General features: G+C 53.9%; 14 protein-coding genes. 2 read left to right on the top strand and 12 right to left on the bottom strand.

Features of this window, described 5'->3' with window-relative positions:
- Window positions 1-44: 44 nt before the first annotated feature.
- Both arfB and RIN69_RS04665 read right to left on the bottom strand, forming a co-directional pair.
- Window positions 45-461 (bottom strand): alternative ribosome rescue aminoacyl-tRNA hydrolase ArfB, encoded by a 417-nt coding sequence (arfB, locus tag RIN69_RS04670; RefSeq protein WP_313855894.1) that lies wholly within the window; start codon window positions 459-461, stop codon window positions 45-47.
- The gene (locus RIN69_RS04665) at window positions 458-1,012 is read right to left on the bottom strand and encodes a YaeQ family protein (RefSeq protein WP_313855893.1); all 555 of its coding nucleotides are present in this window, start codon (window positions 1,010-1,012) and stop codon (window positions 458-460) included. The genes arfB and RIN69_RS04665 overlap by 4 nt, the downstream gene beginning before the upstream one ends.
- Before the next feature lie 135 nt (window positions 1,013-1,147).
- Here RIN69_RS04665 and RIN69_RS04660 point away from each other — a divergent pair, with 135 nt between their 5' ends.
- Window positions 1,148-1,348, top strand: coding sequence for a YaeP family protein (locus RIN69_RS04660; protein ID WP_313855892.1), 201 nt, complete (start codon window positions 1,148-1,150; stop codon window positions 1,346-1,348).
- Window positions 1,335-1,598: a Rho-binding antiterminator gene (gene rof / locus RIN69_RS04655; protein WP_313855891.1), complete on the top strand. Its 264-nt coding sequence runs from the start codon at window positions 1,335-1,337 to the stop codon at window positions 1,596-1,598. The genes RIN69_RS04660 and rof overlap by 14 nt, the downstream gene beginning before the upstream one ends.
- A 34-nt stretch (window positions 1,599-1,632) precedes the next feature.
- Here rof and RIN69_RS04650 read toward each other — a convergent pair whose 3' ends face one another.
- From RIN69_RS04650 to lpxA, 10 genes are all read right to left on the bottom strand, one after another.
- Window positions 1,633-1,947: a c-type cytochrome gene (locus tag RIN69_RS04650; RefSeq protein WP_313855889.1), complete on the bottom strand. Its 315-nt coding sequence runs from the start codon at window positions 1,945-1,947 to the stop codon at window positions 1,633-1,635.
- Window positions 1,944-3,260: a tRNA lysidine(34) synthetase TilS gene (gene tilS, locus RIN69_RS04645; protein WP_313855887.1), complete on the bottom strand. Its 1,317-nt coding sequence runs from the start codon at window positions 3,258-3,260 to the stop codon at window positions 1,944-1,946. The genes RIN69_RS04650 and tilS overlap by 4 nt, the downstream gene beginning before the upstream one ends.
- A gap of 47 nt (window positions 3,261-3,307) precedes the next feature.
- Window positions 3,308-3,697 carry a VOC family protein gene (locus RIN69_RS04640; protein WP_313855886.1) on the bottom strand — a complete coding sequence of 130 codons (390 nt, stop codon included), beginning with the start codon at window positions 3,695-3,697 and terminating at the stop codon, window positions 3,308-3,310.
- 65 nt (window positions 3,698-3,762) lie between these two features.
- The gene (locus RIN69_RS04635) at window positions 3,763-5,922 is read right to left on the bottom strand and encodes a lysine decarboxylase LdcC (protein ID WP_313855885.1); all 2,160 of its coding nucleotides are present in this window, start codon (window positions 5,920-5,922) and stop codon (window positions 3,763-3,765) included.
- 138 nt (window positions 5,923-6,060) lie between these two features.
- Window positions 6,061-7,188 (bottom strand): ABC transporter substrate-binding protein, encoded by a 1,128-nt coding sequence (locus tag RIN69_RS04630; RefSeq protein WP_313855884.1) that lies wholly within the window; start codon window positions 7,186-7,188, stop codon window positions 6,061-6,063.
- A 241-nt stretch (window positions 7,189-7,429) separates the two neighbouring features.
- Window positions 7,430-8,389, bottom strand: a complete 960-nt coding sequence (gene accA / locus RIN69_RS04625) for an acetyl-CoA carboxylase carboxyl transferase subunit alpha (RefSeq protein ID WP_313855883.1) — start codon at window positions 8,387-8,389, stop codon at window positions 7,430-7,432.
- 12 nt (window positions 8,390-8,401) lie between these two features.
- Window positions 8,402-11,884, bottom strand: a complete 3,483-nt coding sequence (gene dnaE, locus RIN69_RS04620; protein ID WP_313855882.1) for a DNA polymerase III subunit alpha — start codon at window positions 11,882-11,884, stop codon at window positions 8,402-8,404.
- A gap of 106 nt (window positions 11,885-11,990) precedes the next feature.
- Window positions 11,991-12,602 carry a ribonuclease HII gene (gene rnhB, locus RIN69_RS04615; protein ID WP_313855881.1) on the bottom strand — a complete coding sequence of 204 codons (612 nt, stop codon included), beginning with the start codon at window positions 12,600-12,602 and terminating at the stop codon, window positions 11,991-11,993.
- The gene (gene lpxB, locus RIN69_RS04610; protein ID WP_313855879.1) at window positions 12,595-13,743 is read right to left on the bottom strand and encodes a lipid-A-disaccharide synthase; all 1,149 of its coding nucleotides are present in this window, start codon (window positions 13,741-13,743) and stop codon (window positions 12,595-12,597) included. The genes rnhB and lpxB overlap by 8 nt, the downstream gene beginning before the upstream one ends.
- Before the next feature lie 3 nt (window positions 13,744-13,746).
- Window positions 13,747-14,535: an acyl-ACP--UDP-N-acetylglucosamine O-acyltransferase gene (gene lpxA / locus RIN69_RS04605; protein WP_313855877.1), complete on the bottom strand. Its 789-nt coding sequence runs from the start codon at window positions 14,533-14,535 to the stop codon at window positions 13,747-13,749.
- Window positions 14,536-14,537 lie beyond the last annotated feature (2 nt).

Raw genomic sequence — 14,537 nt, 5'->3', positions numbered from 1 at the left:
ACGGGCGGCGTTCTGGTATCGCCGCCCGTTCCCCACATTATCCTTTAGTCGCCGCGAACCTTCCCGCGCAACGACTTTGTCGACGCTTTACGTGCTTTACCTTCCAGACGGCGTTTTTTCGATGCCAGCGTCGGACGCGTGGCTCGCCGCGTTTTTTCCACCACGGTTAACTCATTAATCAGGTTTTCCAGTCGCTTTAGCGCAGCCTCACGGTTTAACTCCTGGCTGCGATGCTCCTGCGCCTTGATGATCACCACCCCATCCGGCGTGATCAGATGATGGCTGGCCGCCAGCAACCGCTGTTTATAAAACTCAGGCAGCGACGATGCGTGGATATCAAAGCGTAAGTGAATCGCCGTGGAACTCTTATTAACATGCTGCCCACCCGCGCCCTGCGCGCGAATGGCGGTAAGCTCAATTTCTGCATCACTGATGGTAGCGTTGCGTGACAACACAATCATGGCGCTTTGCCGTCAATCAGCCAGTCGGTAAAACGCACTTCCAGATGGTTTTGCTCATCAGAAAGCCAGATAGTGCCGTCCTGTAACGTGGCCTGTAGCGTCATATTGCGCGCGGCAAAAGCGACAAGTGCGCTGAGCTGCTGATCGTCAATATATCGCACCGTCAGGTTAGACTGTTGCGAAAGCTTAGTCTGATGCTGCTGCCACCAGACCTGCGCCGCTCGCGAGTTATAACAATATAAATAAACATTTGCCGAGCGGTTGCAGGCTTTTTTGATGCGCTTCTCTTCCGGCAAGCCTAAATCAATCCACTCTTCAATACCGTTATGGTCGTTCATCCGCCAGATTTCCGGCTCATCTTCGGCGCTGAGCCCACGGGTAAACTGCAGACGCTCACTGGCATGGCATAGCCAGGCCAGCAGACGCAGCATCAGTCGCTCTTCCGTTTCGGATGGATGACGCGCCAGCGTCAGGCTGCTGTCGATGAATACGTTGCGATCCATATCCGCGACATTGACGTTGGCTTTGTAAATCGTTGCTTTAAGTGCCATGGGATCCCTTATTAGTCAGATAGCGCATTGTAACGCGCTGCGACAGCAAATCACCCTGCCGTGGGCTGATTTCACGTAAAAGCCTGTGCTATAGTCGCTTATGAGCCAGAGAGTTATGCTCTGAAGGAGGTGCATGTGCAAAAGTATTGTGAATTAGTTCGCCGCAAATATGCCGAAATTGGCAGTGGCGATCTGGGATACGTGCCGGACGCGATAGGCTGTGCGTTAAAAGCACTGGACGAGATAGCGGCAAATAGTGAGCTAAACTCTTCTGTCAGGGAACAAGCGGCTTATGCTGCTGCAAACTTATTGGTGAGCGATTATGTTGACGAATGAAGCGTACAAACCGATCAATTGTGATGATTACGACAACCTTGAACTCGCCTGCCAAAACCACTGGATGCTGACGCTGGAACTGAAAAACGGCGATCAACTGAGCGCGAAGGCCAAAGATATGGTTTCGCGCAAAAACGTTGAGTATCTGGCGATAGACCAGGCTGGCGAACAGCGCGAACTGCGACTGGATCATATTGCCAGCTTTAGCCACCCAGAGTTGGGAGTGGTTGTGGTCAGCGAGTCTGACTAACCCTGCGGGCGGAATTTATTCCGCCCCTGTCATTTTACGGCTGCTGACTGCCATAGTAAGCCGCCAGATCGTCGATATCCTGCTCGCTTAATCCCGCCACAAACGCCCTCATCACTTCCGCCTGTCCACCACTGCGATCGCCTTTTTTATACGCCCGCAGCGCCTGCGCCAGATAAGCAGCATGCTGCCCGGCCAGATTGGGATAAAGCTCTGGTTTCGCTTTTCCCTGCGCGCCATGGCATGCCGCACAGGCTGCCGATTTCTGCTGACCGGCATTCACATCGCCATCGGCCAATGCCGGCACGCTGACTGACGCCAGTATCAGTGCCAAAACTAACTTGTTCATCATTGCTCTCTATTATTATATTGCTGCCAGCTGACTCGCCAGCCAGGCTGATGCTCTGCGCTTCCGGCGCGGGTGACAAATACTCCAAGAGCGGCAATCAGCTGCTCGCCATAAAACAGCAGCGGCGTCTGCTCACGCTGCCATACCGGAATGGCAAACTCCTGCCACAGTTTTTTGATCGCACGTCCACCGGCACGCCCGACAATATGCACCTCGCCACGGGCATAAAAACGGATAGTCACGGCTTCATCGGCAAGCGGCTGGCGCAGCGCGACCCCCTGCGGATCAACCGCAACCGTACCCAGCTGATGCGGCAGCTGTAGCGGTTGCCACGGACGTTGCCAGACCACCACCGTGTCACGTAATGATGGCCGCAGTGGCAGCCAGTAAATTGCCTGCCGATAACGCCGAATTTCATGATCGCCCAGCTGTATGCGCGGTGCCGCATCTTCACGACTGTTAATGACTTCACGCCAGATTCGCTGTAGCGCATCGCGCGACGGCATCAGACCGCCCTGCCCGGCAATCCAGCGGCGTAACAGCGCACAGCGCCGTGGCTCGCTCAGCGATTGCAGCGGTTCAATGTGCAGCGAGCCGTCCGGCTGAATCAGCGTCGCCAGTGATTCAGCCAGCAATTCATCCAGTAACTGCTCCTGCTCACCACAAAGTGCGGCGCTACGCGCAGTCGCGGCGGCAAAATGCGGCCAGCGCTGATTCAGCAATGGCAGCACCTGCTGACGCAGAAAGTTACGATCGTAACGCGTGTCCTGGTTACTCTCGTCTTCAATCCAGCTCAGCTGATGTTGTTCAGCCCACTGCTCCAGCTGTTGACGACTTTGCGCCAGCAACGGCCTCAGCAACGGATTTTCCCCCAGCCACAGCTGTGCAGGCATCGCTGCTAATCCGGCCGGGCCACTGCCGCGCTTTAATGCCAGCAGCAATGTTTCACACTGATCGTCAAGATGCTGCGCGCTCAGCAATGCTTCACCAGGCTGCAAGTGACGACGGAAAGCCGCGTAGCGCGCGGCACGTGCCGCTGCTTCAATGCCTTTTTCGCGGGCGTCTACCGTTACCTGCTCGATAATCAGCGGCAGCTGCCAGCGGTCACACTGTTGCTGACAATGCTGGCTCCACCGATCGGCATTAGGACTCAGGCCGTGGTGGATGTGAATGGCGCGCAGTTGCCAGCCGGGAGAAGTGTTAGCCAGCTGTACCAGCAGATGCAGTAATACCGTCGAATCCAGCCCACCGCTGTAGGCCACCAGCAGGCGCTGATGCCCGGCAAGCTGGGCGTTAATACTGTCAAGCAGTGGCATAGCGATGGTGACAACCTCAGAGAAACCGGTGTAAATAAGCGGCTATTCTACGCCTGATACAGTTCCAGCGGCAAACCATCAGGGTCGTTAAAAAAGGTAAAGCGTTTACCGGTCAGCGGATCAACGCGCAGCGGTTCGCAATTCACCCCGTTAGCAGCCAGAAACGTAAACGCGTTTTCGATATCATCGACGCTGAATGCGAGGTGGCGCAGGCCACAGGCTTCAGGGTGACTGACGCGCGCCGGTGGCTGCGGAAAGGAGAACAGCTCAAGGGTATATTGCCCGTTAAGTGCCAGGTCCCCCTTCCACGAGTGGCGCGCGGCACGATAATCTTCCGCAATCAGCGTAAAACCGAGAATATCGCAGTAGAACGCCTTGCTGCGTGCGTAGTCAGTGGCAATGATAGCAATATGATGAACCTGCTTCAGACCCAGCATCTGTACTCCTTAATTAATCCATGTTGCCAGCACCTTACCTGCGCACGATGCTGGCAACAAGGGGACTAATTCCGGAACTCTTCCGGAAGCTCAGTTTTCAACACCCGAACGCGATAACTTCCGTCTTCAGTCAGCGTTGCGCCATGAATATCGGTTTCAAAACCCGGATAGTGTTCGCCAATGGTGCAGAGCATTAGCAGAAAGTCGAGCACCGGGCGGCTGGCCTCGGTGATCATTTCGCCTGGCATCACCAGCGGTACGCCAGGCGGATACGGCAGGATCATATTGGCGGAAACCCGCCCTGGCAGCTCGCTGATATCGACCGTTTCCACGTTACCTTTTACCTGCTGCTGAAACATCTGATGCGGCGTCATTTTCATTTCCGGCAGCACATCAAAAGCCTGCAGCATCAGGCGCGGTAAATCGTGCTGACGAATCAGCGTATGGATGCCCTGCGCCAGCGTCTGGATGCGCATATTGCGGTAAAAGTCAGGATCTTCGGCATACAGGTCCGGCAGCATATTCTTCACCCGCAGATTAAGATCGTAGCTGCGTTTAAACTCGGTCAACCCGCGCAGCAGACTCATCGCTTTGGTTTTATCGATGCCAATACTGAACAGAAACAGCAAATTATAAGGCCCGGTTTTCTCAACCACTACGCCGCGTTCATCAAGAAATTTCGCCACCAGCGCGGCAGGAATGCCTTCATCGGCCATTACGCCCTGCTCGTTCATGCCCGGTGTCAGAATCGTCACTTTAATCGGGTCGAGATACATATGGTCGCGATCGGCATCGGTAAAGCCGTGCCAGTCGTCACCCGGCTCAATCGGCCAGCACTCAGCTTCATCCACCGCTTCCGGTTGCCAGATATCGAAGAACCAGCCATCACACTCCTCGCGCAGGCGCTGCACCTCGCGGCGAAAATGCAGCGCGCGCTCTACCGAGCGGTTAATCAGCCGTTTGCCAGGATTTCCACGTAACATGGCCGCCGCCGTTTCTATTGAGGCGACAATCGAGTAGTTGGGCGACGTAGTGGTATGCATCATGTAGGCTTCGTTAAAGGTCTGCTCGTCGTAATCGCCTTTAATATGAATCAGCGAAGCCTGCGAGAATGCCGCCAGCAGTTTGTGCGTCGACTGAGTTTCATAAATCACTTTTCCCGGCGTGCGCTCCCCACTCATGCCACTTTTTCCGGCATAAATTGGATGAAAATTGGTATAGGGCACCCAGGCCGAGTCAAAATGAATCGACGGCACATCCAGCGTTTCTTTGATGTACTGGGTGTTATACAGCAGGCCGTCGTAAGTGGAGTTGGTGATCACCGCGTGCACCGGCCAGCTGGCATGCTCAGTTTGCGCCACTTTTAACGCAATGCTCTCTTTGGTGAACTCATGTTTGGGAATGCCGCCGAGAATACCCAGCGGGTTACGCGTTGGCTTCAGCCAGATCGGCACCAGATCGCTCATCATCAACAAATGAGTCAGTGATTTATGGCAATTACGATCGATTAAAACCGTACTGCCTGCCGCTGCCGCATACATGCCGACTATTTTGTTGGAGGTCGAGGTGCCGTTAGTCACCATGTAACTTTGTTCAGCACCAAAGGTGCGCGCCACATACTCTTCAGCCTCCAGATGCGGGCCGGTGTGATCGAGCAGCGAACCCAGCTCGGTCACCGAGATAGAAATATCCGCTTTCAGCGTATTGGCACCAAAGAAATCGTAGAAAAGCGTCCCGACCGGGCTTTTCTGAAATGCAGTACCTGCCATATGGCCGGGAGTACAAAAGGTATATTTACCCTCTTTCACATAGGTAAACAGCGCACGGGTTAAAGGCGGGGTAATCGCATCAATATACTCATTGGTGTACTGACGAATGCGTTGGGCGATTTCATCCGCTGCATTCAGCGCATATTCAAAGAACCACAGCGCCATACGCATTTCATTAATACTGACGTCAAGCTGCGAGTGGGTATTGATAAAAGCATACAGCGGCAGATATTCATTCAGTTGATTGATTTCGCTGCACAGATCAAGACTGTACTCATCCCAGTCAAAAATAACGCCACAAATACGCGGATTATGCTCAATCAGCTTAAGCAGATCGTCGGCATTTTTCGGATAGATCAGCTGGAATCCCTGCGTGGTTAACGCGTCGTGAAGCTCGCGGATTGGCTGGTCTTTATAAAAAACCTCATGCGGCCCCATAATCGCGATGATATTCAATGCACACCTCCTGGTGAAATTAATGCAATGAATAAGCATAGCGGATCAGGTTAGTCAGATGGCTGATTTAAGGCAGATAAAGCGTAGCGGGCTGTAAGCGTGTGTTGCGGGCTGGCATCATCACCAGCCCGCTGAAACTTATTTCGCTGGCAGGGTCACCCAGTAGCCTGGCTGATAATCTACTGGCAGGAAACGCTGATGGAAGGTGCGGAAAGTCGCATCCGGATCGATATCTTTAAACAGCTCAGGATGCATCCATTTAGCCAGCGCCTGTATCGCAACAAACTGATACGGGCTGTCATAAAACTGATGCCAGATAGCGTGGGCATTACCATTGCTGGCAACCGGTAGCGTTTTAAATGCCGAACGCTGCATCAGCGCCTGCAAGCGCTGGCGTGCGACCGTCAAATCAGCCCCCGGCCCTACGCCAACCCAACCATTGGCGGTGTTATAGTTTTTCCAGTTGGCACCGGTTACTACCACTACATCAGGACGCGCGCTGATAATCTGCTCCGGATTCAGCGTACCAAAGGTGCCAGGAATCAGATTTTTAGCGATATTATCACCACCCGCCACTTCAACCATGCGGCCAAAGTTTTCATTGCCGAACGACATGCAGCACTCATCATCGTAACCACCGGCACGGTCAATCATCACTTTAGGTCGTGGGCCGTGGTAATCCTTCAGGCGATTAATCACCAGGTCGATCTGCTGCTGGCGAAAATCGATAATCTCTTTGGCCCGCTCGGGTTTGTTCAACAGCTGGCCGAGGATATGAATACTTTTTTCGGCATTTTCAAACGGCTTTTCACGAAAGTCGATAAACACCACCGGAATGCCCAGACGGTCCAGTTTTTCGATTAACTTACCCTCATCGATAGCGGCTTTCGATTCGAGATTCATCAGCACCAGATCGGGTTTCAGCGTCAGCGCCTGCTCAACATTAAAACTGCCATCTTTTGCGCCGCCAAACGTCGGCAGCGCAGTGATTTGCGGATACTTTTTGGCATAGATTTGATAGCTGTCGAAGTCGGCCTTAGGCAAATCATCACGCCAGCCGACGACGCGTTTAAACGGCGCATCGGTGTCGAAGGCCGCCAGCAGATAGATCTGACGCCCTTCGCCTAAAATAACGCGTTTAACTTCGGATTTGATTTCAACTTTGCGCCCGCTGACGTCCTCGACAATAAAGGGGGCGGCCAGCACGTTGTGCGTTAACGCCAGCGCGGCAATTAACAGCGTGATTCGATTCCACAGGTATTTCATTATTAACCCCGAAAAGACAATGATTATTATTATCAACAGCAGCGTCTGCATACTATCCGCAGTTAATTAGCTGAGCAATAAGTTTATCGGGGTGACTATATGAATGAGGAACCAGATTGCAGAAATGGCATTCTGTGCCGCCATACCATGGCGGAAAATAAAAATGGGGGAAACGACTTAGCTGGTAAGTCATTTCCCCCACTCTGGCTTGCTCCCCATCAAAGGGGAAAAAGCTTATGGCTTATGCGTAACCGTAGCTCATCAGGCGCTGATAACGACGGTTCAGCAGCTCCTCAGTGCTCAGCACGTCAAGATCGGCCAGATCTTCCAGCAGCTGCGCTTTCAGTGACTCTGCAACAGCAAGCGGATTGCGGTGTGCAGCACCCAGCGGTTCCGGGATTACCGTGTCGATCAGTTTCAGCTCTTTCAGACGCGGGGCAATAATTCCCATCGCTTCAGCAGCCAGTGGGGCTTTATCGGCACTTTTCCACAGGATCGACGCACAGCCTTCCGGTGAAATCACTGAATAGGTGCTGTACTGCAACATATTCACTTTGTCGCCAACACCGATTGCCAGTGCGCCACCGGACCCCCCCTCACCGATAACGGTACAGATGACCGGCACTTTCAGACCTGACATTTCACGCAGATTACGTGCAATGGCTTCAGACTGACCGCGCTCTTCTGCACCGACGCCAGGGTAAGCACCTGGGGTATCGATAAACGTGATGATCGGCATCTTGAAACGCTCAGCCATCTCCATCAGGCGCAGCGCTTTGCGATAGCCTTCTGGTGCCGGCATGCCGAAGTTGCGACGAATTTTCTCTTTGGTTTCGCGGCCTTTCTGATGACCAATGATCATCACCGGACGACCGTCCAGACGAGCAATACCGCCAACAATCGCTTTATCATCGGCGTAAGCGCGATCGCCTGCCAACTCGTCAAAGTCGGTAAACACGTTACGGACATAGTCCAGCGTGTAGGGACGCAGCGGATGACGCGCTAACTGCGCGATCTGCCAGGCACCCAAATCTGAGAAGATCTTACGTGTCAGCTCAACGCTTTTCTCGCGCAGACGGTGCACTTCTTCATCCAGATTAATATCCAGTTTTTCATCCTGACGGCTAACCGCAGTAAGCGAATCAATCTTCGCTTCCAGTTCTGCGATTGGCTGTTCGAAATCCAGGTAATTAAGACTCATAATATTCCTGTTTTAGTCAAACTCCAGTTCCACCTGCTCCGATCCTATCAACGAACGTAGATCGTTAAGTAAACGATCGCTGGGCGATACACGCCACGCTGCACCGAAGCGCAGCTTCGCCCGCGCATCCTCTCTCTGATAGTAGAGATGTACCGGAATGGTTCCCGAACGATGGGGTTCCAGGGATTGACGGAGACGGTTCAAAAGCTGGTCATCAATTTGCCTGTCCGTCAGCGAGATAGCAAGCCCGCGTGCATATTTTTCGCGTGCTTCGTCGATGTCCATCAGTTCACGGGCGGTCATCTTAAGGCCACCACTGAAGTCATCAAAGCTGACTTGTCCGCTGACGATCAGGATACGGTCTTTCTCCAGCAGCTGCTGGTACTTATCTAACGCATCTGTGAACAACATCACTTCCAGCCGACCAGAACGGTCGTCCAGCGTGCAGATGCCAATACGGTTACCGCGTTTTGTTACCATTACGCGGGCCGCCACCACCAGACCGGCAGCCGTGGTGATCTTACCACGATCGGTCGGGTGCATGTCTTTCAGGCGCGTACCACCTACATAGCGCTCAATTTCTTTCAGGTACTGATTGATCGGATGGCCGGTGAGATAAAGCCCTAACGTTTCGCGCTCACCGTCCAGCTGAATCTGTTCCGGCCACGGCGTGACGTCGGAATAGGATTTCTCCACCTGCTCCGGCGCCTCGGCCAGCACGCCAAACATATCAGCCTGGCCGATAGCTTCGGCTTTGGCGTGCTGATCGGCAGCTTTCAGCGCATCGCCCAGCGCGCTCATCAGCGCAGCACGGTGCGGCCCCAGGCGATCGAACGCCCCGGACATGATCAACTTTTCCAGCACCCGACGGTTAATTTTTTTAGTATCAGTGCGCGCGCAGAGATCAAACAGCTCGCGGAAATAGCCGCCTTCATTACGCGCTTCGAGGATCGCCTCGATCGGACCTTCACCCACACCTTTGATCGCGCCAATACCGTAAACAATCTCGCCGTCATTATTGACGTGGAAATGATACAGGCCCGAGTTAATATCCGGCGGCAGAATTTTTAAGCCCATGCGCCAGCACTCGTCCACCAGCGACACCACTTTTTCGGTGTTATCCATATCGGCGGTCATTACCGCCGCCATAAATTCAGCCGGATAGTGCGCTTTCAGCCACAGCGTCTGGTAAGAGACTAAAGCATACGCGGCGGAGTGCGACTTGTTGAAGCCATAACCGGCGAACTTCTCTACCAGATCGAAGATTTTAACCGACAGTTCGCCATCAATGCCGCGAGATTTCGCTCCGTCCTCGAAGCCACCGCGCTGTTTGGCCATCTCGACCGGATTCTTTTTACCCATTGCGCGACGCAGCATATCCGCGCCGCCAAGGCTGTATCCGGCCAGCACCTGCGCAATCTGCATAACCTGTTCCTGATACAGGATGATGCCGTAGGTTGGCTCCAGTACCGGCTTCAGTGACTCATGCTGCCACTGAATATCCGGGTAGGAAATCTCTTCGCGACCATGCTTACGGTCTATAAAGTTATCTACCATTCCCGACTGCAGTGGACCAGGGCGGAAGAGTGCCACCAGAGCGATCATATCTTCAAAGCAGTCAGGCTTCAGGCGTTTGATCAGATCTTTCATGCCGCGCGATTCAAGCTGGAAGACCGCAGTGGTTTCCGAGCGCTGTAGCATGTCGAAGCTTTTCTTGTCATCCAGCGGGATGGCAGCGATATCAATCGGCGGCTCACCCTGCTTCTCACGGCGGGCATTGATCATTTTCAATGCCCAGTCGATGATGGTCAGGGTACGCAGACCAAGGAAGTCAAACTTCACCAGCCCGGCATACTCGACGTCATTTTTATCGAACTGGGTAACCGGATGATTACCGTTTTCATCGCAGTACAGCGGTGCAAAATCGGTAATTTGCGTCGGTGCGATCACCACACCACCGGCGTGTTTACCGGCGTTACGCGTTACCCCTTCCAGCTTACGCGCCATATCAATCAGCGCTTTAACCTCTTCATCCGCCTCATAGATTTCCGGCAACTGCGGTTCAGCGGCGAAGGCTTTTTCCAGCGTCATGCCCGGATCGGGCGGCACCAGTTTCGAAATACGATCGACAAAACCGTAAGGGTGTCCCAGTACACGACCGACGTCGCGGATTACCGCTTTCGCCGCCATAGTACCAAAGGTAATAATCTGCGATACCGCCTGGCGACCATACATCTCGGCCACGTGCTCAATCACCTGATCGCGCTTCTCCATACAGAAGTCGACGTCAAAGTCAGGCATCGACACACGCTCCGGGTTAAGGAAGCGTTCGAACAGCAGATCAAACTCCAGCGGATCGAGGTCGGTAATTTTTAAGGCGTACGCCACCAGTGAACCGGCACCGGAACCACGACCAGGGCCAACCGGCACGCCGTTGTCCTTCGACCACTGGATAAACTCCATAACGATCAGAAAGTAACCAGGGAAGCCCATCTGGTTGATAACTTTCAGTTCGATATCGAGGCGGTCATCATATTCCACGCGTTTTTCAGCGCGTACTTGCGGATCCGGGAACAGGAATTCCAGACGCTCTTCCAGACCTTCTTTAGATTTCAGCACCAGGAAATCTTCGGTGGTCATCTCGCCGGTCGGGAATTGCGGCAGGAAGTATTCGCCCAGACGAATGGTGACGTTACAACGCTTAGCAATTTCTACGCTGTTTTCCAGCGCTTCCGGAATGTCCGAGAACAGCTCGCACATCTCCTCTTCGCTGCGCAAATATTGCTGAGGACTGTAGTTACGCGGACGTTTGGGATCGTCGAGGGTAAAACCATCGTGGATCGCCACGCGGATTTCATGCGCATCGAAGTCTTCTGCATTAATAAAGCAGACTTCATTAGTCGCCACCACCGGAATACCTTCAGCAATTGCCAGCTCAACGGCGGCATGCAGGTAGCTCTCTTCATCCGGGCGGCCGGTGCGGATCAGTTCCAGATAGTAGCGATTCGGAAAGTGTTGCTGATAAAACTCCAGGCACTGCGACACCAACGCCGGATTACCGCGCAGCAGGCTTTTACCCACATCACCACGGCGGCCACCGGATAACAGTATCAATCCTTCCTGCAGATCGGCCAGCCAGTCACGATCGATAATCGGCCCGGCCACGCCATAACCACGCTGATAGGCGCGGGAAATCAGTAATGTCAGATTCTGATAACCGGTGTTGTTGGCGGCCAGCACGGTAATATGGGTCAGCTCATCGCCCATCAGCTCGCTGGACACCATAAAGTCGGCACCAATAATCGGTTTAACCCCGGCACCATGTGCCGCACCGTAGAACTTCACCAGACCGCACAGGTTGGTGTAGTCAGTAATCGCGACAGCAGGCATGCCGAGCGCCGCCGTTTTTTTCACCAACGGAGCGGTTTTGGCGAGTCCATCAATCATGGAGTAATCGCTATGAACGCGCAGGTGAATAAAACGAGGTTCAGCCATAAATCTTTCCAGCTCCGGTTAATGCTTAAATCGGGTAATTTGAGTCGTTGCGCCACGGGCGGCTAAAAACGCCGCCGCTACATGTTTGTAGAGGAGCCGCTATGGGCTACCGTGTATTTCTGACTTCTGCATCCAGCAGCGCATTACGCACCGGCGCAAAACTGCGGCGGTGGTGCACGGTGGCACCGTGTTGCGTCAGTTTTTCCATATGCAGCGCGGTCGGATAACCTTTGTGCTGAGCAAAACCATACTGCGGAAATTCCACATCCAGCTCGGCCATCTCGCGGTCACGCGTCACTTTGGCAATGATTGAGGCAGCACTGATTTCAGCGACCAGGCTGTCGCCTTTCACCACGGCCATCGCAGGCATCGGCAATGCCGGACAGCGGTTACCGTCAATCAGCACGTAATCCGGCACCAGTGAAAGACCCGCCACCGCACGCTGCATCGCCAGCATGGTGGCATGCAGGATATTAAGCTGGTCGATCTCTTCCGGCTCGGCGCGGCCTAAACTCCACGCCAGCGCGTTGGCTTTAATCTCATCGTACAATGCCAGCCGACGCTTTTCTGACAGCTTTTTCGAATCGGCTAAACCGACGATCGGCCTGGCCGGATCGAGGATCACCGCAGCGGTCACTACAGCGCCAACCAGCGGGCCGCGCCCCACTTCATCAACACCGGCGATACAGTGCGCCAGTGGATAAATAAACTCAGACATTGGCCAACTCCAGCACGGCTTCTGCCGCTTGTTGGTCCGCATTCCAGCGGATTTGATGATGCAGCTCGTGGAAGGTCGCCAGCAGCGCATCACGCTTTTCACCGCCAGACAGCAACGGCTCCAGCGCTGCAGCCAGTTTCTCTGGCTGACACTCATCCTGCAGCAGTTCAGGTACCAGCTCACGCCCGGCCAGCAAATTCGGCAACGAGACATAATCGGTTTTCACCAGCCGTTCGGCCAGCCAGAAAGTCACCGGCTTCATGCGATAGCCTACTACCATCGGGCATTTCGCCAGCATACACTCCAGCGCCGCAGTACCCGATGCCAGCAGAGCAGCATCGCTGGCAACCATAGCTTCACGGCCATGACCATCCAGCAAATGCATCGGCAAGTCCGGGGCCACTTCCGCTTTGATACGCTCGAACTGTTCGCGACGCTTAGCATTCACCAGCGGCACCACAATTTCCAGATCCGGCCACTTATTACGCAGTAACTGCGCGGTTTTCAGGAAATCGGCGCTAAGCATCTCCACTTCCGCCCCGCGACTGCCTGGCAGCAGCGCCAGACAACGTGCATCCTCGCGTATACCCAGCGTCTGACGTGCGGCAAGCTTATCCGGCTGCAACGGCATCGCATCGGCCATGGTATGGCCAATAAAGCGGCAAGGAACATTAAAACGGTCATAAAACGCTTTTTCAAATGGCAGAAATGCCAGCACCAGGTCGGTTGATCTGCCGATTTTGAAAACCCGTTTTTGTCGCCACGCCCAGACTGACGGGCTGACGTAATGAATAGTGCGGATTCCGCGCTGCTTTAGCCGCCCTTCAAGGGTGATGTTAAAGTCAGGCGCATCGATGCCGACAAACACATCAGGCCGCAATGCGCTAAAGCGCCGGGTCAGATCGCGACGGATCTTTAGCAGACGGCGCAGACGCCCTACCACCTCGACGATGCCCATCACCGCCAGCTCTTCCATTTCATACCAGGCTTCACAGCCTTCCGCCTGCATCAACGGGCCAGCCACGCCGACGAAATGGGCGTCAGGATGTTTTTCTTTCAGCGCGCGGATCAATCCGGCACCAAGAATATCGCCGGAGGTTTCTCCGGCGACAAGGGCAATCGTTAAAGGACGCTTTAGCATGAGTTAACGAATCAGACCTCGCGTTGAACGCGCAAAGAAATCGTAGAAGGGCTGCACTTCAGGATGCGCCTGCGCAATCTCAGCAATTTCAGGCTTCACTTCATCCAACGTGCGGCCACTGCGATACAGCAGTTTGTAGGCATTACGAATCGCGTGCAGCGCTTCTTTACTGAAGCCACGGCGTTTAAGCCCTTCGATGTTGATACCATAAGGGGTTGCGTGGTTACCCTGCGCAATCACAAATGGCGGTACATCCTGGGCCACACCGGAACAACCGCCGACCATCACGTGTGCACCGATGATGCAGAACTGATGAACCGCCGTCATGCCGCCGATAATCGCAAAATCATCGACTGTGACATGGCCACCGAGCGTAGCATTATTGGCAAAAATACAGCGGTTACCGACCACGCAGTCATGCGCGATGTGCGCATTGATCATCAGCAGGTTATCGCTGCCAATTTTCGTGACGTCACCGCCCTGAGTGGTTCCACGGTGGATAGTGACGCTCTCGCGAATGCGGTTGCGATCGCCAATTTCCACACGCGTCGGTTCACCGGCATATTTGAGATCCTGATTTACTTCACCGATCGAAGCAAACTGGTAGATCTCATTATCTTTGCCAATGCGCGTGTGGCCATTAATCACCACATGCGATTTCAGTACGGTGCCTTCACCAATCTCAACGTTAGCGCCAATAAAGCAAAATGGGCCAATATGAACGCGAGCGCCAATAACGGCACCCTCTTCAACAATTGAACTCGGATGGATTACGGCGGTTTGGTCTATCACGG

It is taken from the genome of Winslowiella toletana (assembly GCF_032164335.1).
GTDB lineage: Bacteria > Pseudomonadota > Gammaproteobacteria > Enterobacterales > Enterobacteriaceae > Erwinia > Erwinia toletana_A.
The sequence above is the reverse complement of the archived record's forward strand: the minus strand, read 5'-3'. Positions and strand labels throughout refer to the sequence as shown.